The sequence below is a fragment of the Kluyvera intermedia genome (genome assembly GCF_021440345.1).
Classification (GTDB): domain Bacteria; phylum Pseudomonadota; class Gammaproteobacteria; order Enterobacterales; family Enterobacteriaceae; genus Kluyvera; species Kluyvera intermedia_A.
In genome coordinates this window covers 40186-65270 of sequence record NZ_JAKCNS010000027.1, presented here as the reverse complement: position 1 = coordinate 65270, position 25085 = coordinate 40186, and the positions used below count along the sequence as shown (strand labels likewise).

At 54.4% G+C, this 25085-nt stretch carries 19 protein-coding genes and 2 pseudogenes; 12 read left to right on the top strand and 9 right to left on the bottom strand.

Annotated elements, in window-relative coordinates; all coding sequences use genetic code 11:
- Window positions 1–8 precede the first annotated feature (8 nt).
- Window positions 9–1274, bottom strand: coding sequence for an oligosaccharide MFS transporter (locus tag LZ634_RS09000; protein WP_234504143.1), 1266 nt, complete (start codon window positions 1272–1274; stop codon window positions 9–11).
- A gap of 31 nt (window positions 1275–1305) precedes the next feature.
- Entirely contained in the window at window positions 1306–3084 is a 1779-nt protein-coding gene (locus LZ634_RS08995) for a DUF2264 domain-containing protein (protein ID WP_234504141.1), read from the bottom strand.
- Window positions 3085–3270: 186 nt separating this feature from the next.
- Between LZ634_RS08995 and LZ634_RS08990 the strand changes: the two genes are divergently transcribed.
- The gene (locus tag LZ634_RS08990) at window positions 3271–4158 is read left to right on the top strand and encodes an AraC family transcriptional regulator (RefSeq protein WP_234504138.1); all 888 of its coding nucleotides are present in this window, start codon (window positions 3271–3273) and stop codon (window positions 4156–4158) included.
- A 36-nt stretch (window positions 4159–4194) separates the two neighbouring features.
- Here LZ634_RS08990 and fghA read toward each other — a convergent pair whose 3' ends face one another.
- Window positions 4195–5031: an S-formylglutathione hydrolase gene (gene fghA, locus LZ634_RS08985; protein WP_234504135.1), complete on the bottom strand. Its 837-nt coding sequence runs from the start codon at window positions 5029–5031 to the stop codon at window positions 4195–4197.
- 330 nt (window positions 5032–5361) lie between these two features.
- Between fghA and folE the strand changes: the two genes are divergently transcribed.
- The 6 genes from folE (at window position 5362) to mglC (ending at window position 12299) form a co-directional block, all read left to right on the top strand.
- Window positions 5362–6030 carry a GTP cyclohydrolase I FolE gene (gene folE, locus LZ634_RS08980; RefSeq protein ID WP_234504133.1) on the top strand — a complete coding sequence of 223 codons (669 nt, stop codon included), beginning with the start codon at window positions 5362–5364 and terminating at the stop codon, window positions 6028–6030.
- Between the two features lie 21 nt (window positions 6031–6051).
- Entirely contained in the window at window positions 6052–7209 is a 1158-nt protein-coding gene (gene yeiB / locus LZ634_RS08975) for a DUF418 domain-containing protein YeiB (RefSeq protein WP_234504131.1), read from the top strand.
- A gap of 156 nt (window positions 7210–7365) precedes the next feature.
- Complete coding sequence (gene galS / locus LZ634_RS08970; RefSeq protein WP_234504130.1) at window positions 7366–8388, top strand: HTH-type transcriptional regulator GalS; 1023 nt, start codon at window positions 7366–7368, stop codon at window positions 8386–8388.
- A gap of 291 nt (window positions 8389–8679) precedes the next feature.
- Window positions 8680–9678: a galactose/glucose ABC transporter substrate-binding protein MglB gene (mglB, locus tag LZ634_RS08965; RefSeq protein WP_234504128.1), complete on the top strand. Its 999-nt coding sequence runs from the start codon at window positions 8680–8682 to the stop codon at window positions 9676–9678.
- 74 nt (window positions 9679–9752) lie between these two features.
- Window positions 9753–11273, top strand: coding sequence for a galactose/methyl galactoside ABC transporter ATP-binding protein MglA (gene mglA / locus LZ634_RS08960; RefSeq protein WP_234504126.1), 1521 nt, complete (start codon window positions 9753–9755; stop codon window positions 11271–11273).
- A 15-nt stretch (window positions 11274–11288) separates the two neighbouring features.
- On the top strand, window positions 11289–12299 hold the full coding sequence (gene mglC, locus LZ634_RS08955) for a galactose/methyl galactoside ABC transporter permease MglC (protein WP_052285156.1): 1011 nt from the start codon (window positions 11289–11291) through the stop codon (window positions 12297–12299).
- A 148-nt stretch (window positions 12300–12447) separates the two neighbouring features.
- Here mglC and sanA read toward each other — a convergent pair whose 3' ends face one another.
- From sanA to LZ634_RS08930, 5 genes are all read right to left on the bottom strand, one after another.
- Window positions 12448–13164 carry an outer membrane permeability protein SanA gene (gene sanA, locus LZ634_RS08950; RefSeq protein ID WP_234504123.1) on the bottom strand — a complete coding sequence of 239 codons (717 nt, stop codon included), beginning with the start codon at window positions 13162–13164 and terminating at the stop codon, window positions 12448–12450.
- A gap of 180 nt (window positions 13165–13344) precedes the next feature.
- Window positions 13345–14229, bottom strand: a complete 885-nt coding sequence (gene cdd, locus LZ634_RS08945) for a cytidine deaminase (RefSeq protein ID WP_234504120.1) — start codon at window positions 14227–14229, stop codon at window positions 13345–13347.
- 129 nt (window positions 14230–14358) lie between these two features.
- On the bottom strand, window positions 14359–15054 hold the full coding sequence (locus tag LZ634_RS08940) for a CidB/LrgB family autolysis modulator (protein ID WP_234504117.1): 696 nt from the start codon (window positions 15052–15054) through the stop codon (window positions 14359–14361).
- Entirely contained in the window at window positions 15054–15452 is a 399-nt protein-coding gene (locus tag LZ634_RS08935) for a CidA/LrgA family protein (protein ID WP_234504114.1), read from the bottom strand. Before LZ634_RS08935 ends, LZ634_RS08940 begins: the two co-directional genes overlap by 1 nt.
- Window positions 15453–15716: 264 nt before the next feature.
- A complete protein-coding gene (locus LZ634_RS08930) occupies window positions 15717–17108 on the bottom strand; it encodes a M24 family metallopeptidase (protein ID WP_234504111.1) in 1392 nt (463 codons plus the stop codon).
- Window positions 17109–17218: 110 nt separating this feature from the next.
- On the opposite strand from LZ634_RS08930, the gene dusC reads away from it, so the two are divergent.
- The 4 genes and pseudogenes from dusC to LZ634_RS08910 all read left to right on the top strand — a co-directional run bounded on the left by dusC (window position 17219) and on the right by LZ634_RS08910 (window position 22520).
- Window positions 17219–18157 carry a tRNA dihydrouridine(16) synthase DusC gene (gene dusC, locus LZ634_RS08925; RefSeq protein ID WP_234504108.1) on the top strand — a complete coding sequence of 313 codons (939 nt, stop codon included), beginning with the start codon at window positions 17219–17221 and terminating at the stop codon, window positions 18155–18157.
- A gap of 153 nt (window positions 18158–18310) precedes the next feature.
- Window positions 18311–19144, top strand: a pseudogene (gene bglG / locus LZ634_RS08920) (transcriptional antiterminator BglG).
- A 15-nt stretch (window positions 19145–19159) separates the two neighbouring features.
- Window positions 19160–21110 (top strand): annotated as a pseudogene (bglF, locus tag LZ634_RS08915) (PTS beta-glucoside transporter subunit IIABC).
- A gap of 15 nt (window positions 21111–21125) precedes the next feature.
- Window positions 21126–22520: a glycoside hydrolase family 1 protein gene (locus tag LZ634_RS08910; protein ID WP_234504105.1), complete on the top strand. Its 1395-nt coding sequence runs from the start codon at window positions 21126–21128 to the stop codon at window positions 22518–22520.
- 187 nt (window positions 22521–22707) lie between these two features.
- On the opposite strand, the gene LZ634_RS08905 is transcribed toward LZ634_RS08910, so the two are convergent.
- Window positions 22708–23442, bottom strand: coding sequence for a class I SAM-dependent methyltransferase (locus LZ634_RS08905; protein ID WP_234504101.1), 735 nt, complete (start codon window positions 23440–23442; stop codon window positions 22708–22710).
- 133 nt (window positions 23443–23575) lie between these two features.
- On the opposite strand from LZ634_RS08905, the gene mdtQ reads away from it, so the two are divergent.
- Window positions 23576–25015 (top strand): multidrug resistance outer membrane protein MdtQ, encoded by a 1440-nt coding sequence (mdtQ, locus tag LZ634_RS08900; protein ID WP_234504099.1) that lies wholly within the window; start codon window positions 23576–23578, stop codon window positions 25013–25015.
- The last annotated feature ends 70 nt before the right edge of the window (window positions 25016–25085 follow it).

The following is a 25085-nucleotide window of genomic DNA, read 5'->3' as shown; positions in this document are numbered from 1 at the left end:
TCCCTTTTTTAATTAAGCGCTTGCTGTTTGATTTCCGGCTCCAGCGCCGTTTTGCGATGGCTGTAGCAGGTCGATAAGGTAAGGGTCGATACGCCGGTGAAGATGAGCGCAATGATCCCCATGATCAGATAGGTATGTTCAAAACCGATGGTTTGATAGGCATAGCCCGCCGGTGGCGCGACGACGATAGAGCCGACGTAAATCATCGCCTGATAGCCCAGCAGATACATGGTGGCGTTGACGCGCTTGTCGAAATGCTCGGCGATATATTTGAAGACCGAGACCAGAATGAGCGCTATCTCAATGCCGTAGAGCGGTTTTACCAGGCAGATAATCAGCGGGTCGCTGGTCAGGCCGGAAATAATCAGGCGCAGACTGATGACCAGACCGGTTAATAACATTCCTTGCTTGGCGCCGATGCGGTTAATAATCGAAGGAACCAGCATCATGCCGAAGAATTCGGCTGCCGACTGTGCGGTGCTCATGTAACCAAACATGGCATTGCCTTCTTCCTTAGTGGCAAAGAAGGTGACGAAGTAGCGGGAGAACTGCTGTTCGGCAATAAACATCATCCACGCCACGCCGGCGATATACAGCGAGAACATCCAGAACTTGCGGTTGGCCAGCAGGTGCAGCACGTCGGTAATGACGATCTTCTCTTTTGACAGGACGTCGTTATCCTCTTTACCGAAGTGGTCAACCTTCAGGGTCAGCAGCACGGCGAACATACAGAGTGCTGACACGCTGCTGATGGCGAAGTTAATCTTTGGCGAAATGTTATACAAGAAGCCTGAAAACGATGACGCCGTTGCCCAGCCAAGGGCTGCCCACATACGGATGCGGCCAAATTCCATGTTATAGAGGCGGCTAAAACGGTCGACGTAGGACTCTTCCGCCGCCACGCCTGCATACCAGCCGAGACTAAAGAACAGCGCCCCGACGATCATTCCGCTGATGAAATGGGTTTGCAGCAGCGGGAGATAGATCCAGATATAGAACGGTGCCATCAGCGCGGAGATGATGCAGACAAAATAAAGCAGATGCTTCTTCATGCCGATTTTGTCCATGATGTAGCCGTACACCGGCTTTATCACTACGGCAAAAACGCCGTTTACGGCAAATACGGTACCGATTTCTACAGCGTCCAGCCCGGCCTTATCGCCAAGCCAGATGGCGTACAGGCCGAAGCTTGCCGCCCAGGTAAAGGTAAACAGAAAAACAAACAGGCTTAGCTTTATATATGCCGAACGTGTCGACTGAATTGTTGTTGTCATTATGGTCTCCGCCGTTAATCAGAGGTCAAGGTTATACAATGGTGAGCGAGGTGCCGTTCACGGTTAGCTGCTGGGTAGAATGCGTAAAATGGATCGTTTCCGGCAGCGCCTGCGCCGCACCGGGATCGGCGCTGACGAAGCAGGCCAGCCAGTGCGTACCGGCGCCAAGCTGCGTGGATAAGCAAGGAATATCAGCCGGTGCGGCGTACAGCAGATTGCTGTTGGGCGGTGTCGTGATGAGCCGCGCCTGCCGATCGCCGCTGAGGTTAACGATCTGGCTATAGTCATGCGTTGTTTCGACGGTGACGGCTTCAGGGGTAGACGTCAGGCGCGTTTGTTGATGATGATTGGCCGCGAAGCCGCCTTCGACGCAGGAAAGCGGACGCGGCGTGGTGACGCGGTGGATACGGATATGGCCGCTTTGCTGCGGAATTAGCCAACTGGTGACGGCGACGTCATTCCATGGCCGCCACTCGCTGCGTACCCATTCATGGCTGACCGACACGCTGTCGCACTCGCGGCGGCCGCGGTAGTAATCGTCACCGTTGCTAAATAGCAGCATTGAGTCAACGGCAGCATGGTTCAGGCCGTAGCGTCCGCGTTCAAGGGTGAAACCAAATTGGCTTGAGTAGGCGAATTTGCAGTACTTTTGCTCAAAATTGACGAAGTTGTTTTTATCGAATTGGCCCGACATTAACATCCAGGCATGGCGATTTTTCGCACTGTGCACGATGATTTGCCCTGCTTCGGGGACCGGATGGGTGGCGTCAAGCTCCGGCAGCGGCTCGCATTCGGCCTGCCAGAATGCACTCTCTTCCGGTAGCGCCAGAATCAGCATCGCTTTAAGCGCCCAGTAGGGCGAGCCGGGGCTGTTGTAGTCTTCGGCCATAATCAGGTTGGGATAGCTGTAACCAATGCTAAACAGCCCGTCAGCGTTGATAAACGGCTGCGCCAGCCAGCTGTCGAGGTGGCGTAAAATCAACCCTTTCACGATCCCTGGCGTAAAGACATCGAGCCCGGTAAAGGCCACCGCGCTCCAGTAAGCGGCCTGCACAAATCGATAGGTCAGGCTGCGGCCAAACGGAATGCCCGCGCCATCAGCGGTAAAGTAGTAGACATAGTCTTTAGCAAACTGCTGCGCACGCTGGCGGTAACGCAGACAGCGCTCGGGATCGACATCCTGCATAAAATGGCTGTAGAGCAGGCTGTAAAAGTGAAAGCCGCTGGAGATGTAGTAGTCGCGCGGCTTGCCTTCGCCATCACAATACCAACCGTTTCCCAGCCAAAAAGGTTCAATGGCGTCGAGGTGATGGTTAATCACCGCCATATCGTATTCACGCCCGACGCACTTCAGGCCAACCTGAATCAAGGCGGGGAAAAAGTGCCAGTTATTATTTGGCACGGCGACTTCTGCGCTCTGAGAAAGCCAGTGCACGAGACTATTCTGTTCGGTCTTTGTTAGCTGCGACCACAACGGCGTTTGCAGCGCCAGCCCGAGACCGAATGCGGCCATTTCCACACAGCGCTGATCGTTATCACCGACCGCGCCCCAATAACCCGGATGCTGCGGATTACAGCCATTTCGCAGGCCAGTCAGAAACGTCTCCTGCCATTCGGGTGTGGTACCGCCGCTCATCAGCGGAAACAGGCCCCACAGCAGACGAACAAATCCCTCCATGCCTGCCACGTCGTCCGGATACTGTGCGGCGGTATTGCCGGCATGAAGCCGTGTGCAATCGGCAGAGAGGTGGGGGAGAGCCGCCGCTATCCATTGCTGTACTAAGGCACTGTAATGTTGTTTCGTCCGCATAATGAAATCCCGTTTCAGACCGTTGATGGCGGATGAATAATAGGAAGTTGCGGCAGCCGACAAATGTGATTGTGCTCGTACTTTTACGCATCATAGGTAATTAAAAATAATTTTATGGCGTAATTTAGGCCAAAAGTTTTATTCCAATGATGAAAATATAAGTTTATTAACATCGAGACTGACGCCATGACACCCTCCGGACGCACGGAAGACACCACCTATCTTGAGCAGATCCATCTCAACGATAAGTCGATTTATTTCAACCGAATGCAAAACATGCCGGCCAACTATTATCACTGGCATCAGTGTGCGGAAATTCTGTCGGTATCGCGTGGCGTGGGCATTGCGCTTATGGAACACCAGCAATATACGGTGAAACCGGGCCGGTTATTTATCTTCCCGCCCGGCAAGCTGCATAAGGTGTTCGTCGAGCAGGACGAGCGCAATGTTTATCACCGAACCACGCTGCACTTTAACTCCGTGTTGCTGGAGCCATGGCTGCGCGATTTTCCTCGCCAGCAAATGCTGTTACGTCAACTGTGCGGCCGTGGAGAAAAGGCGCGGGTCTTTGATGTCGGCGACTTACAGCCGGTGATTGAGACGCTATTGCAGCGTTTTGAAGCCCTCACCCGTGAAGCGAGCTGGAGCACCAGCGACAGCGCTTTTTTGATTATGCAGTTGATTAGCCTGTTACCACAGCAGGAGCAGGCGGCAGGGCATAACACATTCTCCTCCACCATTATCCGCTGGCTGGAAACACACTATCATCAGCGCTGTTCGTTGGAAGAGATTGCGGCGGCGATGGGCTGTTCGCGCGGACACACTTCGCGGCGATTTCACGATGAAACCGGCGGAACGATTCAGGAATATTTGATGATGCGACGGATCCGCCAGGCCTGTGAACTGCTGCTGCATTCAAAGCATTCGGTGCGGGAAATTGCGCAACGGGTCGGGTTTACCGAGTATGCGTGGTTTATTACCTGTTTTCGTAAGAATATGGGAAAAACGCCGTTACAGTATCGGAAGGCCTATCCCTACACGTTAGCAGATGAGCAGGAAAACTCAGCGATGTAGGCCTGATAGCACGAGGCTTATCAGGCCAGAAGCCGGTTATTTCAACAGCGACTCTGCGTGGAAGCGCAGATGATCTTCAATAAACGACGCAATAAAGTAATAGCTATGGTCATAGCCTGGCTGAATGCGCAGCGTCAGCGGCCACTCTTTCTGGCGCGCGGCTTCGGCAAATACCGCAGGCTGAAGCTGGTCGGCGAGGAACTGGTCGTTATCGCCCTGGTCAATCAGCAGCGGAATGGCATCGGCGTTTCGGCTTGCCAGCAGGAGTTCGGTACTGTCCCATTCGCTCCAGCGGGATTGATCGTCCCCCAGATAGGCGCTAAAGGCTTTTTGTCCCCACGGAACGCGGCTTGGGTTAACGATCGGCGCAAAGGCTGAGGCGCTGCAATAGCGCCCAGGATTTTTCAGCGCCAGCATCAGCGCACCGTGGCCACCCATTGAGTGGCCGCTGATAGCACGGCGAGTGCTGACGTTAAATTGCGCCTCAATCAGCGCTGGCAGTTCGTCACGCAGGTAGTCATACATGCGAAAATGCGCAGCCCACGGAGCCTGGGTGGCGTTCAGGTAAAAACCAGCGCCCTGGCCAAGATCGTAGCCGGCATCGTTGGCAACGCCTTCACCGCGAGGACTCGTGTCCGGCATAACCAGCACGATGCCCAGTTCGGCAGCAACCCGCTGTGCGCCTGCCTTGGTGGTGAAGTTCTCATCATTACAGGTCAGGCCTGAAAGCCAGTACAGTACCGGTGGCGGTGTTTTTTTCCCTTCAGGTGGTAAAAACAGGCTAAAGGTCATCGGGCAATTTAGCGTGGTGGAATGGTGCTGCCAGCGCTGCTGCCAGCCGCCAAAACAGCGGTGCTCTTCGAGCATTTCCATGCGTGATCCTCGCGTTTTTTGTCAGAATTAATCGTTCCATCATACAGATAATTCATTGGCGATGAGTAACTTTCACTTCCGCATTACCACCACATGCTGCATCATAAAGATAACTTTACATTTACATCTGAGGCGTTAATCGCGGCTCGCCTTCATGCCATAGTTGCTGTTGTCGGTCGATGAACAGATGGTCTCGAGACCTCAGCCTGACAGATATTAACGATTGCAATAATTATCACTACGAATACTGGATTCTGTGCGTCGCCTCACGCACAATGAGTACAAACTTTGCCCCTATAAAGCAAAGCGCACACCTGCAGGAGAGAAAAGATGTCATCACTGAGTAAAGAAGCGGTACTGGTACATGAAGCGCTGGTCGCCCGTGGCCTGGAAACGCCGCTGCGCCCGCCGGTGCGCGAAATGGATAATGAAACCCGTAAGAATCTGATTTCCGGCCATATGACAGAGATTATGCAGCTGCTAAATCTCGATTTGAGTGATGACAGCCTGATGGAAACGCCGCGTCGCATCGCCAAGATGTATGTGGATGAGATTTTCTCCGGCCTCGATTATGCCAACTTCCCGAAAATCACCGTCATCGAAAACAAGATGAAAGTGGATGAGATGGTGACGGTGCGTGATATCACGCTAACCAGCACCTGCGAACATCACTTTGTGACCATCGACGGTAAAGCGACGGTGGCCTATATCCCGAAAGAATCGGTGATTGGTCTGTCGAAAATTAACCGCATCGTGCAGTTCTTTGCGCAGCGTCCGCAGGTTCAGGAACGTTTGACGCAGCAGATTCTGACCGCGCTGCAAACGCTGCTGGGCACCAACAACGTCGCAGTTTCTATTGATGCGGTGCATTACTGTGTGAAAGCACGCGGCATCCGCGATGCGACTAGCGCGACCACGACGACGTCGCTGGGTGGCCTGTTCAAGTCCAGTCAGAATACCCGCCAGGAATTCTTGCGCGCGGTGCGTCACCACAACTAATGCGTTAACGGAGTAGGGTACATGGAGCGGAACGTCACGCTGGATTTTATTCGCGGCGTTGCCATACTCGGTATCCTGCTGCTGAACATTAGCGCCTTCGGCCTGCCGAAGGCGGCCTATCTGAACCCGGCCTGGTATGGCGATATCACTTCGCGCGATGCCTGGACGTGGGCCATTCTTGACGTCTTTGCCCAGGTCAAATTCCTCACCCTGTTTGCGCTGCTGTTTGGCGCTGGACTGCAGCTGCTGTTGCCGCGCGGTGCGCGCTGGATCCAAAGCCGCCTGACGCTGCTGGCGCTGCTGGGATTTATTCATGGACTGCTATTCTGGGATGGCGATATTCTGCTGGCCTATGCGCTGGTGGGCCTGGTGTGTTGGCGACTGGTGCGTGAAGCGCGCGATGTCAAATCACTCTTTAACACCGGTGTGCTGCTCTACGGCGTGGGCGTTGCTGTACTGATACTGCTGGGAATGATTGCCGATAACGGCCAAAGCCGCTCCTGGGTGCCGGATGCCTCCAGTCTGCTGTATGAACACTACTGGAAGCTTAACGGCGGTATGGAGGCTATCAGCAACCGCACCGATATGCTTTCCGCGAACCTGCTGGCGCTGGGCGCCCAGTACGGCTGGCAGCTTGCCGGGATGATGCTGATAGGTGCAGCGCTCATGCGCAGCGGTTGGCTTAAAGGCCAGTTCAGCCTGCGTCATTATCGACGCTGTGCGGCGGTCTGTATCCCGTTGGGCGTAATGATTAATCTGCCGGCTGTCGTTGCGCAGTGGCATCTTAACTGGGATTACCGCTGGTGTGCGTTCCTGCTTCAGGCTCCACGTGAAATCAGTGCCCCGATTCAAACGCTGGGCTACGCGGCGCTGGCCTATGGCTACTGGCCGCAAATCAGTCGTTTCCGGCTGGTGACGGCGGTGGTTTGCGTGGGGCGGATGGCGCTCACCAACTACCTGCTACAAACGCTTATCTGCACCACGATTTTCTACCACTTTGGCCTGTTTATGGACTTTGACCGCCTGACGCTACTGGCGTTTGTAGTACCGGTCTGGCTGGCAAATCTCATTTTCTCGTGGCTGTGGCTGCGCTATTTTCGTCAGGGGCCGGTGGAATGGCTGTGGCGACAATTGACCGCGCGTGCGTCAGGGATATCATTCCGCAGCACATTTAGATAACGATCCAGATCACAACCATTAACAAAACGGATGTAACCGTTTCCAGCCCTGTGACCTCTCTCACGTAGTTGCGCTTTAGACACTGCCAAAATAGCGCTCTTGCTGGACATAGGGGGTGTATCGTGAACTGCAGCAATTTATTACCGGACGGTGAGTATGATCACCATTCGTGATGTCGCCCGCCAGGCCGGCGTTTCCGTTGCCACCGTGTCCCGCGTGCTGAACAACAGCGCGTTGGTCAGTCAGGATACCCGTGATGCCGTGATGAAAGCGGTTTCTTCATTGGGGTATCGTCCCAATGCAAACGCTCAGGCGCTGGCGACCCAGGTCAGCGACACCATTGGCGTGGTGGTGATGGATGTGTCTGATGCCTTTTTTGGCGCGCTGGTGAAAGCCGTGGATATGGTGGCTCAGCAGCATCAAAAGTATGTGCTTATCGGTAACAGCTACCATGAGGCAGAAAAAGAGCGCCACGCCATTGAAGTGTTGATTCGCCAACGATGCAGCGCACTCATCGTTCACTCGAAAGCCTTAAGCGACCGCGAGTTGAGTGAGTTTATGACCCATATGTCGGGCATGGTATTGATTAACCGCGTCGTGCCGGGCTACGCCCATCGTTGCGTATGTCTTGATAACGTCAGCGGTGCGCTGATGGGTACGCGTATGCTGCTCAATCATGGGCATCAGCGAATCGGCTATCTTGCCTCCAGTCATAATATTGAAGATGACACGCTGCGGCGGGAAGGGTGGACGCGCGCCTTGCAGGAACAGGGCATCGTGGCGCCGGAAAGTTGGGTCGGGACCGGCACGCCGGACATGCCCGGGGGGGAAGCGGCTATGGTCGAACTGCTCGGGCGCAATGCCGGGCTGACCGCCGTATTTGCCTACAACGATAACATGGCCGCCGGGGCGCTCAGCGCATTAAAAGACAACGGAATTGCCGTGCCGCAGCAGGTCTCGGTTATCGGCTTCGATGATATTCCCATCGCTCGCTATACCGATCCTCAACTCACGACCATCCGCTACCCGATTGTTTCTATGGCAAAACAGGCGACGGAACTGGCGCTTCTTGGGGCGGCAGGAAAGCTAGATAGTGAGGCAACTCACTGTTTTATGCCGACGCTGGTTCGACGCCATTCGGTGGCTCAACGGCAATTTGTGCATCCCATCACGAAGTAACACGTTCACTCGATGTAACCGTTTTCAATCTGTGATTAAATTCACAGATTGTTAACATTGCGATGACTATGATGGCAGCGTTTATTCGATTGAAACATGATGTAACGGTGATTAATCACTTTTTATAATGCGTTTCAGCCTTAAACACAGATTAAAGCGTAACCGGGATCGTGACTCAACACGGAAGAACAAATTTTTATCAGTGAATTTCGTCGCGCAGTAACATCTTATTAACGTTGCCTGCCGACTATTATCATCTGAACTACCCTGCATAATAAAACCGGAGATACCATGAATAAGAAGGTGTTAACCCTGTCTGCCCTGATGGCCAGCATGTTTTTCGGTGCCGCAGCGCACGCAGCCGATACCCGTATTGGTGTGACGATCTATAAATACGACGATAACTTTATGTCCGTTGTGCGCAAAGCTATCGAAAAAGACGGCAAAGCTGCCCCTGACGTGCAGTTGCTGATGAACGACTCCCAGAACGACCAGTCCAAACAGAACGACCAGATTGACGTGCTGCTGGCAAAAGGCGTGAAAGCGCTGGCGATTAACCTGGTTGACCCGGCAGCGGCGGGCACAGTGATTGAAAAAGCGCGCAGCCAGAACGTGCCAATCGTCTTCTTCAACAAAGAACCTTCTCGTAAAGCGCTGGATAGCTACGACAAAGCCTTCTACGTCGGTACCGACTCTAAAGAGTCCGGTATCATCCAGGGCGATCTGATTGCTAAACACTGGGCGGCGAACCCGAATTGGGATCTGAACAAAGACGGTCAGGTACAGTTCGTTCTGCTGAAAGGCGAACCAGGCCACCCGGATGCTGAAGCACGTACCACCTACGTTATCAAAGAGCTGAATGACAAGGGTCTGAAAACCCAGCAGCTGGCGCTGGATACCGCGATGTGGGATACCGCTCAGGCAAAAGACAAGATGGATGCATGGCTGTCTGGCCCGAACGCTAACAAAATTGAAGTGGTGATCGCGAACAACGATGCGATGGCAATGGGTGCGGTTGAAGCGCTGAAAGCACACAACAAATCATCGATTCCAGTCTTCGGTGTTGATGCCCTGCCAGAAGCACTGTCACTGGTGAAATCTGGCGCAATGGCCGGTACCGTGCTGAACGATGCTAACAACCAGGCGAAAGCGACCTTTGATCTGGCGAAAAACCTCGCTGAAGGTAAAGGCGCGGCTGACGGCACCAAGTGGAAAATTGAGAACAAAATCGTCCGCGTACCTTACGTTGGCGTAGATAAAGACAACCTTAGCGAATTTACCGGTAAGTAATCTTTAATTATATATGGCGCACTTTGGTGCGCCATATAAATACTGACGCAGATATATCGCAGCCAGGTACAATTATGGACAACAATAATAGAGAGCCGTCTGGTGAATTCTTGTTGGAAATGAGCCAGATCGACAAGTCATTTCCGGGCGTAAAAGCACTCGATAATGTTAACCTGAAAGTTCGTCCGCACTCTATCCATGCATTAATGGGTGAGAACGGCGCGGGCAAATCAACGTTATTAAAATGTCTATTTGGCATCTACCAAAAAGATTCCGGCAGTATTTTATTTCAGGGTAAAGAAATTGATTTCCATTCAGCAAAAGAAGCGCTGGAAAATGGAATCTCAATGGTTCACCAGGAACTTAACCTGGTATTACAACGTTCGGTAATGGACAACATGTGGCTGGGTCGTTATCCCACTAAAGGCATGTTTGTCGATCAGGACAAAATGTATCGCGATACTAAAGCCATCTTTGATGAGCTGGATATTGATATCGATCCGCGCGCTCGCGTGGGCACCTTATCGGTTTCGCAGATGCAAATGATTGAAATCGCCAAGGCCTTCTCCTATAACGCGAAAATCGTGATTATGGATGAACCGACCTCGTCGCTGACGGAAAAAGAGGTGAACCATCTGTTCACCATTATTCGGAAGTTGAAAGATCGTGGCTGCGGCATCGTCTATATCTCGCACAAAATGGAAGAGATCTTCCAGCTGTGTGATGAAATTACCGTTCTGCGCGATGGGCAGTGGATTGCCACCCAGCCGCTGGAAGGGCTGGATATGGACAAGATTATCGCCATGATGGTGGGACGTTCGTTGAACCAGCGTTTCCCGGACCGGCAGAACACGCCGGGTGAAGTGATTCTTGATGTCCAGCATCTGACTTCACTGCGCCAGCCATCAATCCGTGACATCTCGTTCCAGCTGCGTAAGGGCGAAATCCTTGGTATTGCTGGGCTGGTGGGGGCGAAACGTACCGATATCGTCGAGACGTTGTTTGGCGTGCGCGAAAAATCGGGCGGCACCATTACGCTACATGGCAAGAAAATTAATAACCATAACGCCAACGAAGCCATCAATAACGGCTTTGCGCTGGTGACGGAAGAGCGTCGCTCTACCGGTATCTATGCCTACCTTGATATTGGCTTTAACTCGTTAATATCTAATATCAAGAATTATAAAAATAAAGTGGGGTTATTGGATACTTCCCGCATGAAGAGCGATACCCAATGGGTTATTGACTCTATGCGTGTTAAAACGCCAGGGCACCACACGCAGATTGGTTCTTTATCGGGCGGTAACCAGCAAAAGGTTATTATCGGTCGCTGGCTGTTAACCCAACCTGAAATTTTAATGCTCGATGAGCCGACGCGCGGTATCGACGTTGGGGCAAAGTTTGAAATTTATCAATTAATCGCTGAGCTAGCGAAGAAAGATAAAGGGATTATTATTATTTCTTCCGAAATGCCTGAGCTGCTGGGAATTACCGACCGCATCCTTGTCATGAGTAATGGCCTGGTTGCTGGAATTGTCGAAACGAAAACAACAACGCAAAACGAAATTCTCCGTCTTGCGTCATTGCATCTTTAATCGCAGGGGCTCGACATGAGTACATTAAATAAAAAAAGCTTTCTGAGTTATCTGAAGGATGGCGGCATCTACGTCGTTCTTTTGGTTCTGCTGGCTATTATTATTATCCAGGACCCGACTTTCTTAAGTTTGTTGAACCTCAGTAACATCCTGACCCAGTCTTCTGTACGTATTATTATCGCGTTGGGCGTCGCGGGTCTGATTGTCACCCAGGGTACCGACCTGTCTGCTGGTCGTCAGGTTGGCCTGGCGGCGGTTATCGCGGCGACGCTGTTGCAATCCATGGAGAACGCCAACAAGGTATTCCCTGAGATGGCCACGATGCCGATTTTCGTGGTGGTACTGATTGTCTGTGCGATTGGCGCGGTAATTGGCCTGATTAACGGCATTATCATTGCTTACCTCAACGTGACGCCATTTATCACCACCTTGGGTACCATGATTATCGTTTACGGTATCAACTCCCTGTACTACGACTTCGTGGGTGCATCGCCGATTTCCGGCTTCGACAGCGGCTTCTCGACGTTCGCTCAAGGGTTTATTGCGCTGGGCAGTTTCCGCCTGTCATACATCACCTTCTACGCGTTGATTGCCGTTGCCTTCGTTTGGGTACTGTGGAACAAAACGCGCTTTGGTAAAAACATCTTCGCTATCGGCGGCAACCCGGAAGCGGCGAAAGTTTCCGGCGTGAACGTGGCGCTGAACCTGCTGGTGATTTATGCGCTGTCCGGTGTGTTCTATGCCTTCGGCGGGCTGCTGGAAGCGGGGCGTATAGGCTCGGCAACCAACAACCTCGGCTTTATGTATGAGCTGGATGCGATTGCGGCCTGCGTGGTCGGCGGCGTATCGTTTAGCGGCGGCGTGGGTACGGTTGTTGGGGTCGTGACCGGTGTTATCATCTTCACCGTTATCAACTACGGTCTGACCTATATCGGCGTTAACCCGTACTGGCAGTACATTATCAAAGGCGCGATCATCATCTTCGCTGTGGCACTGGATTCATTGAAATACGCCCGCAAGAAGTAACAGAACGCAGCCAGAAAAAGCCCGGCAGATGCTGGGCTTTTTTACGTCTATGAATAAGGGCTTGGTGAGCGGGATGCGTAGGGTAAAGCATGCGTAAACACATCAGCTCAATCTCGATGCGATTAGCTCTGCGGGCTTCAATGCTTTACTACGATTTCTTCTTTTGCAGCTCCAGCAGCTGCTCCGGTGTGACCGCAGGATAACCCTGGGCATCTTCCGGCAGCGCTTGCTGAGCAGGGATCGGGATAAGCGGGCCTAAGAAACGCGGTTCACGCTTGAAGAGATAAAGGTCGGCCAGCGCACCGAAGCGAGCGCCGAATTCGCGCAAGCGTACGCTCCACATATCTTTCGGTGACGGCACGGCGTAGCACTGCGCCTGAATGCCCATATGCAGGGCGATAAACAGCGCGCGCTCGCAGTGGAAGCGCTGGGTGATGATAATGAAATCGTTGGTATCGAACACCTTGCGGGTGCGAACGATGGAGTCGAGCGTCCTGAAACCGGCGTAGTCGAGCACAATATCTTCCGGCGCAACGCCGGCTTTGATCAGATCGCGGCGCATCGTCATCGGCTCGTTATAGCTTTGCAGTGCGTTATCGCCGCTCAGCAGCAGGTAATTCACCTTACCGCTGTTATAGGCGTTGAGTGCGCCCTGCATGCGGTAGCGATAATACTGATTGATAACGCCGGTACGATAATATTTAGCGGTGCCGAGCACCACGCCGACCTGGCGGTAGGGGAGATCCTGCAGCTCATCGTAAATATAGGGCGCGGTTTTCCAGCTCATCCAGCGGTCAAGACCGAGCACGGTTATCAGCAGCAGGCCGCATAGGACTAACAGGCTGTATAACACACGCTTTAACATGAACTTGACTCAATAGTGGACGAGAGAGGCATCAGGCTACTGCACCCGCCCCGCAAGCGCAAGAAACCATCGTTTAATTGCGGGGAAATTGGACAATTACGCCATTTGTTGCGGCGAAGCGCCGGGGAGAACGCCCGGAGTCAGCGTTTGCACGCGTCGTCCGGGTGAGCGTGGAGAGGATTAACCTAACAGCACGCGGTCGATATTGCTGCAACCCAGCGCTTTCAGCGTGGCGGCGGTGGCATCCCACTGGATAAGCGGCGCATCGGCGCGTTCGGCCAGAATAGCGCGCTGGATATCCGGATAGTCATAACCGTTGAGGCTCAGTAGATTGAGCGCACCTTGCAGCGGTGGCAGCGTTGGGTTGAAGGCGGCGTTTTCCGCGTAGCTGCCGCTGAAAATCGTGCCATCGCGCAGTTTCAGCGCCACGCCGGAAGGCGATTTGCTGTATGGCGTATGGCTGCGGTTCGCCGCTTTGATAGCTGCCTGCGCCAGCGCATCGCCTTCAAGCGGATAACCATGATTCTGTTCATCCATCAGCAGAGTTTTGATATCCAGATCTTTTGGCCCAAATGCGTCAGGCAGGTAATCCTGCAGCGTATGCGGCTGACGGCCCGGCAGGTTAATGCGCAGCGAAAGCCCGCTGTTCAGTTCATTCATAAACTGACGACAGTGACCACAAGGGGTGTAGTTGACGGTAATCGCCTGCAGGGCTTTTTCACCGCACATCCAGGCATGGCTGATGGCGCTTTGTTCTGCGTGAACCGTTTGCTGCATGGTCGCACCCAGAAACTCCATGTTGCCGCCGAAGTACCAAGTGCCGCTGACGCCGCGGGCGATAGCGCCGACGTTAAAGTGCGACAGGTCCGCACGCGCGCAGGCTGCTGCCAGCGGTAGAAGCGCAAAAGCGAGCGCGTCTTCGTCCAGCCCCGTCGCCTTTTGCAGCGAAGAGACCTGCTCGGCGCTCAGCTCGGCAGAGAAGTGCGGACAGGCTAGCAGCGGGGCGATAGCGGTCTGCAGATCTGCCGCCAGTTGCGTAAAAGCAGATTGAAAACGTGGATGCATGGCGTTGTGCCTCATAACAATGTAATGGGATCGTAGTGTACGGGGCGCGAACGCCTTAAATAGTGATCAATATCTCATTGTTAATGCAACGCATGTAACATCGTTTAAAAATGTGTGATTTGTCTCGTTTTATCCCATCACGGCCAGAATAACCGGGAACAGGAACGGAGCAATCAGCGAAGTAATAATGCCGCAGATAACCAACGCCAGTGAACTAAACGCCCCTTCCTGGTAGTCCAGTTCGGCGCAGCGGGCGGTACCGAGGGCGTGCGAAGCGGTCCCCATCGACAGACCGCGCGACGCTTTGGTGGTTATACGCATCAGGTTCAACAGCGTATGACCAAATACCGCGCCGAGAATCCCGACATAAATCACGCAGACGGCGCTAATGGCTGGGATCCCGCCAATGCTGCCGCTGACCGCCATGGCAATCGGCGTAGTGACCGATTTTGGCAAGATAGAGGCGGCGATTTGCGGTGAGGCCCCCATCATCAGTGCAACGGACGTACCGGTGATCATCGCCACCGCGCTACCGATAAAGCAGATGGTGATGATGGATTTCCAGCGCGCGCGAATCTGGTGCAGCTGTTCATACAATGGGTAGGCGAGGGCGACCACCGCCGGTTGCAGCAGATCGTTTAATACTTCGCTGCCTTTAAAGTAGTGATCGTACGGAATGCCTGTCAGCATCAGGAACGGAATAATCACCACCATGGAAACCAGCAGCGGGTTCAGCAGCGGCATTTTAAAACGCGCACCCAGCTTACGGGCGGCAAAAAAAACGACTAAGGTCAGCGGCAGTGACCACCAGATATAGTGCAGCATTATTTTTTTGCCTCTTCCTGACCAACAACTTTACGTTCACCGTGAACCAGATGCGAACTCCAGCTCACAACCACCAGCACCACCAGGGTACTGATGGTACAGGACACCACCACCGGGCCGAACTGAGCGCTTAACAGCGAGAAATACTGCATTACGCCAACGCCAATCGGTACAAACAGCAGCGCCATATAGCGGATCAACACGTAGCAGCCGGGGTTAACCCATTTGGCGGGCAGAATTTGCAGCCCCAGCAGAACGAAAAGAATTAGCATGCCGATAATGCTGCCGGGAATGGTAATTGGCAGCAGCGAGGCAATAAAAATACCGGCGTAAAGGCAGGCGTAAATCAGGACGAATGCACGCAGGTATTGCCAGATGATATTCAGTGATTTGAGCATGGGATTCACCTTTGGTGGAATGCATTCATCATACAATTAAACCCTAAACTGTGCTACCGATCACACCATGAATTCTGAGCATACCTGATATAGACAAGCGGAACATCAGGCATCTGACCGGATAACTCCGCCGTTTCTATAAGATAAGACAAATAGCCACCGTGCGCCGCCTGGTGGCGCTACGCTTATCAGGCCTACAGAAAGATCTGTATATGTCGGGCAAGGCGTAGCCGCCACCCGACATATACACCAACCCCAGGAATATCACTCAACCGAACAAAGCAGCGCCTTATCTTTGGCCAGCATAAACGGTCGCAGATACCCCACGCTGTTGGATAACGGGATCACATCGTCGCTGATGGCAATCTTCAGCACGTCGCGAATGTAGGCGCGGCGGGTGACAATCCGCGCCCATAGATCCGGATAATCCTGAGCGATCGCCTGCTGTAGTGCCGCATCCGCCAGCGCCACGCTCTCCTCGGCACTCACCCCGGTATAGCCCGGCACCGAAGGGATAATATCGATCTGCAGGATCATTCCGCTTTTGAGCGTCTCGCTTGATGCCGGATAGACCGGCGATGACATCCACTCTTCGTCGGCGCTCAGGTGCCCCGGATTGAGATGCCAACCGTAGGTTTCTTTTGGCAACACGCGCTCGATAAGGTTGTACAGTTCGCCGCCCGGCATCCCAATCTGAATGTTCTCCAGCCAGCTGGCGACCGCGCCGAAATAAGGTTTCGCCACGCGGTCTAAATAATCTTTCTGGTTTTCCGGCAGCTCGCTTTCATCGGCAATCACAAAGCCGGTGCGGCTGGAAAGCCCGCCTTTAAAGCCGGTGGTCATCGACAGCGGCTGCCCGCGTTCGACCGGTTTATAGGTTGGATAAAGGTTGGCTTTCTCAAAACGCTGCCCGGCAGCGGCAATGGCCACCACCGTCTGATACTGCCCTTCGGCGGCCAGCAGTGCGCCCAGTTCGGTTTCACGAATCCCCGGCGTGACGGCGTCCAGCGCGGTGAGTATACAGTTTGAGGCGAGGTTGGCGCCGTATTCATAATGGGCGATTTCATTGGCGTTGTTGACCGTTCTCGCCCCTTTATCACCGCGGATAAACAGATGCGCGGCGTTCACCAGATCCGCGTGAGTGCTGCTCTTGACCGCATCGACAATAAACCACGGTAGGTCGAAGAGTTTGGCGTTATCGGTATGTGCGGCGGTAAACATTTTCCAGCCCACCAGACCGATTTTCGACATGGTGCTCAGCCCGGTTTCGTTGAACAACTGGGCCAGCGGCTTTTCGTTGTCCATCGGCTGGTTGGGCAGGGAAAACAGCGGGCAGTGTTTGAGGGCAACCGGCAGGCGCGAATGCTGCGCCATTTTGAGGTTTTCATTGCCGAGAATGGCGGTGGCGTGGCCGGATTTATCCAGCACCAGCAGCCCTTCTTCAAAGCGCGGAATAAACCCGGTCAGGTATTCAAAGTTGCCGCCATGTTCTTTATCGGCATAAATCACCAGGGCGTCGAAGCGTTCTTCGCGCATGCGTTCCAGCAGCTTATCTTTGCGCGCAAGCATAGTGGCATCGGTTAATAAAACCGGCGGCACATCGCGAAACTGCTGCGGGGCTGGCGTGGTCTGTAGCTGGATAACTTTCGAATTCATGATTCACCTCCTGGTGTGTCAATAATCGCGATTGCTCGTCGCGCTCCTGGCAGTGGAAAGCTGCATGTGAAGACGTTACCATAGCGCCTCTTTTTTTTCCGGATAACAATATGCGTGTTTTACTGGCGCCAATGGAAGGCGTGCTCGATTCGCTGGTGCGTGAGCTGCTGACCGAAGTGAATGATTACGATCTGTGCATCACCGAATTTTTGCGCGTGGTGGATCAACTGCTGCCGGTAAAATCGTTCCAGAAGCTTTGCCCGGAATTACATAACCACAGTCGTACCCCTTCCGGCACCCGCGTGCGCATCCAGCTATTAGGGCAGTACCCCCAGTGGCTGGCGGAAAACGCCGCTCGCGCGGTAGAGCTGGGCTCGTGGGGCGTTGATCTCAACTGCGGTTGCCCCTCGAAGACGGTGAACGGTAGCGGCGGCGGGGCCACGCTGCTTAAAGATCCTGAACTGATTTACCAGGGTGCGAAAGCCATGCGCGAAGCGGTGCCGGCGCATCTGCCGGTCACGGTGAAAGTGCGTCTGGGCTGGGACAGCGGCGCGCGGCAGTTTGAAATCGCCGACGCGGTGCAGCAGGCCGGTGCGACGGAGCTGGCGGTACACGGGCGTACCAAAGAAGATGGTTACAAGGCCGAGCGCATTAACTGGCAGGCGATTGCCGATATCCGCCAGCGCCTGACCATTCCGGTTATCGCCAACGGCGAAATCTGGGACTACCAAAGCGCGCAGGAATGCATGGCGGTCACCGGCTGTGATGCGGTGATGATTGGCCGCGGGGCGCTCAACGTGCCAAACCTGAGCCGGGTCATCAAATACAACGAGCCGCGTTTACCCTGGCCACAGGTGGTTGAACTGCTGCAAAAGTACACCCGTCTGGAAAAACACGGCGATACCGGGCTGTATCACGTGGCGCGCATCAAGCAGTGGTTGGGCTACCTGCGTAAAGAATACGAGGAAGCGACTACGCTATTTACCGCCGTTCGCGCGCTGCAGGAATCGAAGCTGATTTCGCAGGTGATTAACGACTGGCGCGGATAAAGTTCCGATCCACATCACAAATTTCCCTTTGTGCCATTGAGCTATTGATAGGGGAAATGAAATACTCATAACGATTGTTACTGCTTCGGCAGGCAAAACCTGATTATCTGACGTTTGTCAGGAGTCAGGTTTTTTTGTTTCTGGGGTTCATAAATGCAAATCGCCAAAGTGCTTAATAATAATGTGGTGGTTGTTCTGGATGAACACCGGCGTGAGCAGGTGGTGATGGGGCGAGGGCTAGCCTTTCAGAAACGCGTCGGCGACTCATTGGATGAGACAAAAATCGAGAAAATTTTCGCCTTACAGAGCGATGAGCTGGTAGGGCGGTTGGGTGAATTACTCAGTCAGATTCCGCTCGAGGTGATGACCACCTGCGACCGGATAATAGAACGTGCCCGCGAGCGGCTAGGGCCGTTGCAGGAGAGCATTTACATCACGCTCACCGACCACTGTCACTTTGCTATCGAGCGACAGAAAAACGGCGTAGCGCTGCGAAATGTCCTGCTGTGGGAAACCAAGCGGCTCTATCCGAAAGAGTTTGCGCTGGGGCAGGAGGCGTGAGCGCTGATTGCCAAGCGGCTCGGGGTGGAGCTGGCGGAAGATGAAGCGGGTTTTATTGCTTTGCATCTGGTGACGGGCCAGCTTAACAGCGAAATGCCGGAAGTGATGCACGTGACCCGCGTCATGCAGGAAATCTTGCAGCTGGTGAAGTATCAGCTGCATCTGGAGTATGACGAAGAGTCGTTAAGCTACCAGCGTTTCGTGACTCATCTGAAGTTTTTCGCCCAGCGTATGCTGACGCGAACGGTGGTGGAAGATGATGATGCGTCGCTGCATAGCGCGGTGAAAGACAACTACGCCAAAGCGTGGAAATGCGCGGAAACCGTGGCCCTTCATCTGCAAAACAGCTATCAGCGGTCGCTAACGACGGAAGAAATTATGTTTCTCGCCATTCATATTGAGCGGGTGAGAAAAGAGGGGCGTTAACCCCTACACAACTGGATTGTTACTGCATTTTTGCAGGCAAAACCTGAGCGCGGCGTCTTCGGACGACGTTCTCGGGTTTTTTTGTTTTTATACTCGGTCAAGGAATTACAGTATGGAATACAAAGCACTCGCGCAGGATATTCTCAGCCACGTTGGCGGCAAAGAGAATATTGTGAGTCTGGTTCACTGCGCTACCCGACTGCGTTTCAAGCTTAAAGAGAGCGGCAAGGCCGATGCCGAGGCGCTCAAAAAGAACCCCGGCGTCATTATGGTCGTTGAAAGCGGCGGCCAGTTTCAGGTGGTGATTGGCAACCACGTCCATGACGTGTGGCAGGCGGTGCGCTATGAAGCCGGGATTAACGATGACAGCGAACCGGTCGCCGTGAAGGGGGAAAAAACGTCCGCCCTCGGCCAGGTGATTGATATTGTCTCCGGTATTTTTGCGCCGTTTATCGGCGTGATGGCGGCCACCGGTTTACTGAAAGGGCTGCTGGCGCTGGCGGTGGTCTGCGGTTGGCTCAACACCGAACAGGCGACCTATAAAATCTGGTTCGCGGCCAGCGATGCGCTGTTCTTCTTCTTCCCGCTGTTCCTCGGCTATACCGCCGGGAAAAAGTTTGGCGGCAATCCGTTTATCACCATGGTCATCGGCGGTGCGCTGACGCATCCGCTGATGATTCAGGCTTTCGAAGCGGCGCAGGCGCCGGGGGCGACGGCGGACTATTTCCTCGGTATCCCGGTCACCTTTATCAACTACAGCTCGTCGGTTATCCCGATTATTCTCGCCGCGTGGGTGAGCTGCTGGATTGAACGGCGCAGCAACGCCTGGCTGCCGTCGGCGATGAAAAACTTCTTCACCCCGGCTATTTGTCTGGCGGTTGTGGTACCACTGACCTTCCTGGTGATTGGCCCTGTCGCCACCTGGCTTAGCCATCTGCTGGCGAACGGCTATCAGATTATCTACGTAGTGGCACCGTGGTTAGCCGGTGCGGCACTGGGCGGCCTGTGGCAGGTGTGCGTGATCTTTGGTCTGCATTGGGGGCTGGTGCCGCTGATGATCAATAACATGACCGTGCTCGGCCACGACTCCATGCTGCCGATTATTCTGCCTGCGGTATTGGCGCAGGTGGGGGCGGTGCTGGGGATCTTCCTCGCCACCCGCGATGCTCGCCAGAAAGTGCTGGCCGGCTCTGCGTTTTCTGCTGGGCTTTTTGGTATCACCGAACCGGCGGTGTACGGTCTGACCCTGCCATTACGCCGTCCGTTTATCTTTGGCTGCGTAGCGGGGGCTATCGGCGGCGCGATCACCGCGTTCAGCAACAGCTACGCCTTCTCATTCGGGCTGCCGAATATCTTCTTCCCGGCGCAGATGATCCCTGCTAGCGGCATTGATGCCAGCGTTTGGGGCGGGCTGATTGGCACGGCGGTGGCCTTTATTCTGGCCTGTGCGCTGACCTTTTTCGTCGGCGTACCGCGCAAAACCGCAGAGTCCAGCGTGATTGCCACCGCATCAGCCAATGATGTGCTGGCCCCGATGACGGGCACCGTGCTGGCGCTCGACAAGGTGCCGGATACCACGTTTGCCAGCGGCCTGCTGGGTAAAGGCGTGGCGATTATTCCCAGCGTAGGCGAAGTGATTGCGCCATTTGACGGCGAAGTGGCCTCTATTTTTCAGACCAAACACGCCATCGGTTTACTCAGCGACAGCGGCATTGAACTGCTGATCCACGTTGGCATTGATACCGTCAAGCTCGATGGCGCACCGTTTACCACCCACGTGAAAGAGGGTGACAAAGTGAAGGCCGGCGATCTGCTGCTGACCTTCGATCGTCAGGCGATTATCGACGCCGGTTACGACCTGGCAACGCCAATTATTATCAGCAACAGCGACGACTATCCGGGGCTGGAAATCAGCGCCGCCAGCGCGGTCACCGCCGGTCAGCCGCTGTTGACCGTACAGCATTAATCACAGGAGAGAGAGATGAAAACATTCCCGCATACGTTTCTTTGGGGCGGCGCGACCGCGGCAAATCAGGTCGAAGGCGCTTATCTGGAAGATGGCAAAGGACTATCGACCTCCGACGTACAGCCGCACGGCGTGTTTGGCGACGTCGTCGAGCGTGTACCGGGTGATTCCGGCATTAAGGATGTGGCTATCGATTTCTATCATCGCTACCCGGAAGATATCGCGCTGTTCGCCGAAATGGGCTTTAACTGCCTGCGCGTCTCCATTGCCTGGACGCGCATCTTCCCCAACGGCGACGATGCCGAGCCAAATGAAGCCGGGCTGGCGTTTTACGACAAGCTGTTCGATGAGATGGCGCAGCACAACATCACCCCGCTGGTGACGCTGTCCCACTACGAGATGCCGTGGGCGCTGGTGAAAAACTACGGCGGCTGGGGAAACCGCAAGGTGATTGGCTTCTTTGAACGCTACGTCCGCACGGTGTTTGAGCGCTTTAAAGGTAAAGTAAAACTGTGGCTGACCTTCAACGAAATCAACATGTCGCTGCACGCGCCGATGACCGGCGTTGGCCTGCCGGCGGACAGCAGTAAAGCCGATATTTACCAGGCCATTCATCATCAGCTGGTAGCGAGCGCGCTGGCGGTAAAAGCCTGTCATGACATCGTCCCGGAAGGGAAAATTGGCAATATGCTGCTGGGCGGCCTGATGTATCCGCTGAGCTGCAAGCCGGACGATGTGTTTAAAACTCTGCAGGAAAACCGCAGCTGGCAATTCTTCGGTGACGTGCAGTGCCGCGGCGCGTATCCGGGCTATATGCTGCGCTATTTCCGTGATAATGGGTTTGAACTCACGATTACCGATAGCGATCGCGAAGCGCTGAAATCGACCGTCGACTTTATCTCCTTTAGCTACTACATGACCGGCTGCGTCACCGCCGATGAGGCGCTGAATAACAAAGCGCGCGGTAACATTCTTAATATGGTGCCGAACCCGCATCTCGAGAGTTCAGAGTGGGGCTGGCAGATTGACCCGCTGGGGCTGCGCACGCTGCTTAACGTGCTGTGGGATCGCTATCAGAAGCCGCTGTTTATCGTGGAAAACGGTCTGGGGGCGAAGGATAAAGTCGAAGCCGACGGCAGCATCAATGATGACTACCGCATCAGCTACCTCAACGATCACCTGGTGCAGGCGCGTGAAGCGATTGAAGACGGCGTTGAGCTGATGGGCTTTACCAGCTGGGGGCCAATCGATCTGGTCAGCGCCTCGAAAGCCGAGCTGTCCAAGCGCTACGGTTTTATCTACGTTGACCGCAACGATGACGGCAGCGGTACGCTGGCGCGCAGTAAGAAGAAGAGCTTTGGCTGGTATAAAGAGGTGATTGCGACTCACGGCGCAAGCTTGAAAGAGTAAACCTGAAGAGAACCGCGCTTTATCCGGCCTAAGAGCGGGATAAAGCGTAACACCGTGAGTTTAAGATTGAGATACCCGGGGCGACCGCCGGGTTGGGCGTCCCTCCGGGAACCCAATCCCGACGTTTCCCCTAATCGCTTTGCTTAAGTGAACGGTATTAGGGTAAAGCGCGGCCTTATCGGTGTTTTTAACCCGCTTTTCGAGCGCGCAGAATAAATATCATCGGCCGCTCTTTCTCTTCGTCCAGCGCAGGGTTAGCGGCAATTTGCTCCGCCGTGGGGCCCCATTCGTTGAGATGTTCAATCACAAATCCGGCGCCAATCAAGGCGTTAATCCAGCTGCCCAGCGTACGGTGCTGTTTTTTGACGCCATCGGCAAACCAGTTGCTGATACGCTCACCTTCTTGCTGATAATGGCTCACCGGCCAGCTTTTCTGCCCATGTACATCCACCTGCCAGCCCTGCTGTAGCGGGGCGGTGTAGATCGGGTGTTCGGCGGTGAATACCAACGTCCCGCTCGGCGTTAATGCCTGATAGACGTTAGCCAGCAGCGGGGCAATATCCGGTAAATAGTGCAGCGTCAGTGAGCTGTAGACCAGATCGCAGCTATTGGCGGGTAGGCTGAGGGCCTGTAAATCTTCGCGGCGGTACTCAATACCGTCGCCGTCGGTCATCTCACGCGCGCGTTCCAGCATACGCTGGGACAGGTCAAGCCCGCTTATCTGCGCGGCGCCCTGGTCGCGCGCCCAGCGGCAAAACCAGCCGTAACCGCAGCCCAAATCGACCACGCGCAGACCGCGCATTGTCGGCAGTATTTGCTGAATGGCAGGCCATTCCGGCGCGCCGTCCAGCCCTTTGACCGAGCGGTCGAGGGTGGCGTATCCGGCGAAGAAATTGGCATCGTCATAGATGTTTTGGCTCATTTTCACTCCGTGAATATTAACTATTTTTAGCTGTGTTTAAGTATGTCTGTTTATGTTCCCACACGCTTTACTAAAGAGATTTATATCATTTAAATTATGATCAACCTCCCTATTCTGTAACCTGACCTTCCAAATGAATCTAACTCTGAAAAAAAGCGTGTTGTCCGGTTTGCCTCTGTTCATAGCGCTGGCGGGTTGTGCGCCATCGCATGATATTGGCGCACCGGCAAAACAGCAGGTTCCGGCCTCCACCGTGTCGGCAGATCTTCCTGCCGCGGTGCAAAATGGCTGGCCGCAGAGCAACTGGTGGCAGGATTACCACGACGCGCAGCTTAATAGCTTAATCACCCGCGCGTTGGCCAACTCACCGGATATGCAAATTGCCGACCAGCGCATTAAGCTAGCGGAAGCCCAGGCGCGAATGTCGCAGGCGGATCTTGGCCCGGAAGTTGATTTTGGCGGCAACGTTGAGCGGCAAAAAATGTCCGCAGAGGGCCTGATGGGGCCTTTTGCCACCGACAGCGACGGTAACACCGGCCCGTGGTATACCAACGGGACGTTCGGGTTAACGGCCGGCTGGGATCTCGACCTGTGGGGCAAAAACCGCGCTCTGGTGCAGGCGCGCATTGGTGAAGTCAAAGCGCAGATGGCCGAACGGGCTCAAACCCGAGAGCTGCTTTCCAGCAGCGTGGCGCGCCTTTACTGGCAGTGGCAGACCGAAGCGGCCATCCAGGATGTGCTGCAGCAGATCAAAAGCGAACAGAATAATATCGTGACCGTGGATACCGCGCTGCTCGAGCATGGTATTACCAACTCGGCGGAAGGGGCGGAGAACGATATCAACGTCAGCAAAACCGATGAACAGCTGGCGGACGTCGCAGGCAATATGAAAGAGATTGAGGCCCGGCTGATGGCGCTGACCAACAGTCAGAGCCGGTCGTTGAATTTGCGTAAGGCGGCGCTGCCTGCCGTCGCCAGCAAAATGCCGACCACCTTAGGTTACGAGCTACTGGCGCGCCGTCCGGATTTGCAGGAAGCACACTGGTATATCGAGGCATCACTCAGCGAAATTGATGCCGCGAAAGCGGCGTTTTATCCGGATATTAACCTGATGGCCTTCCTGCAACAGGATGCTCTGCACTTAAGCGATCTGTTCCGCCACTCGGCGCAGCAGATGGGCGTGACCGCCGGCTTAACGCTGCCTATCTTTGACAGCGGCCGCCTTAACGCCAATCTGGATATTGCCAGCGCGCAGAACAACCTTTCCATCGCCAAATACAACAAAGCAGTGGTTGATGCCGTCAATCAAGTGGCGAAAACCGCAAGCCAGGTCGAAACGCTGATGGCGAAAAACCAGCAGCAGGCGCAGGTGGAGAAAGATGTGCAGCGGGTGGTCAATCTGGCGCAACAGCGCAAGAATGCCGGGATTATCTCCGGTGCAAAAGTCAGCGTGGCGAAACTACCTGCGCTGCAGGAGCGGATTGGTGCTATCCGCCTGCACGGCCAGTGGATTGACGCCAGCATTCAGCTGACCTCTGCGCTGGGCGGCGGCTACCACATTACCGAGAAATAAACACGCCATGGATGATGTCCTCCCGTACTGTCCGGCGGGAGGTTATCTCAGCCACGCGTTAACACGCCTT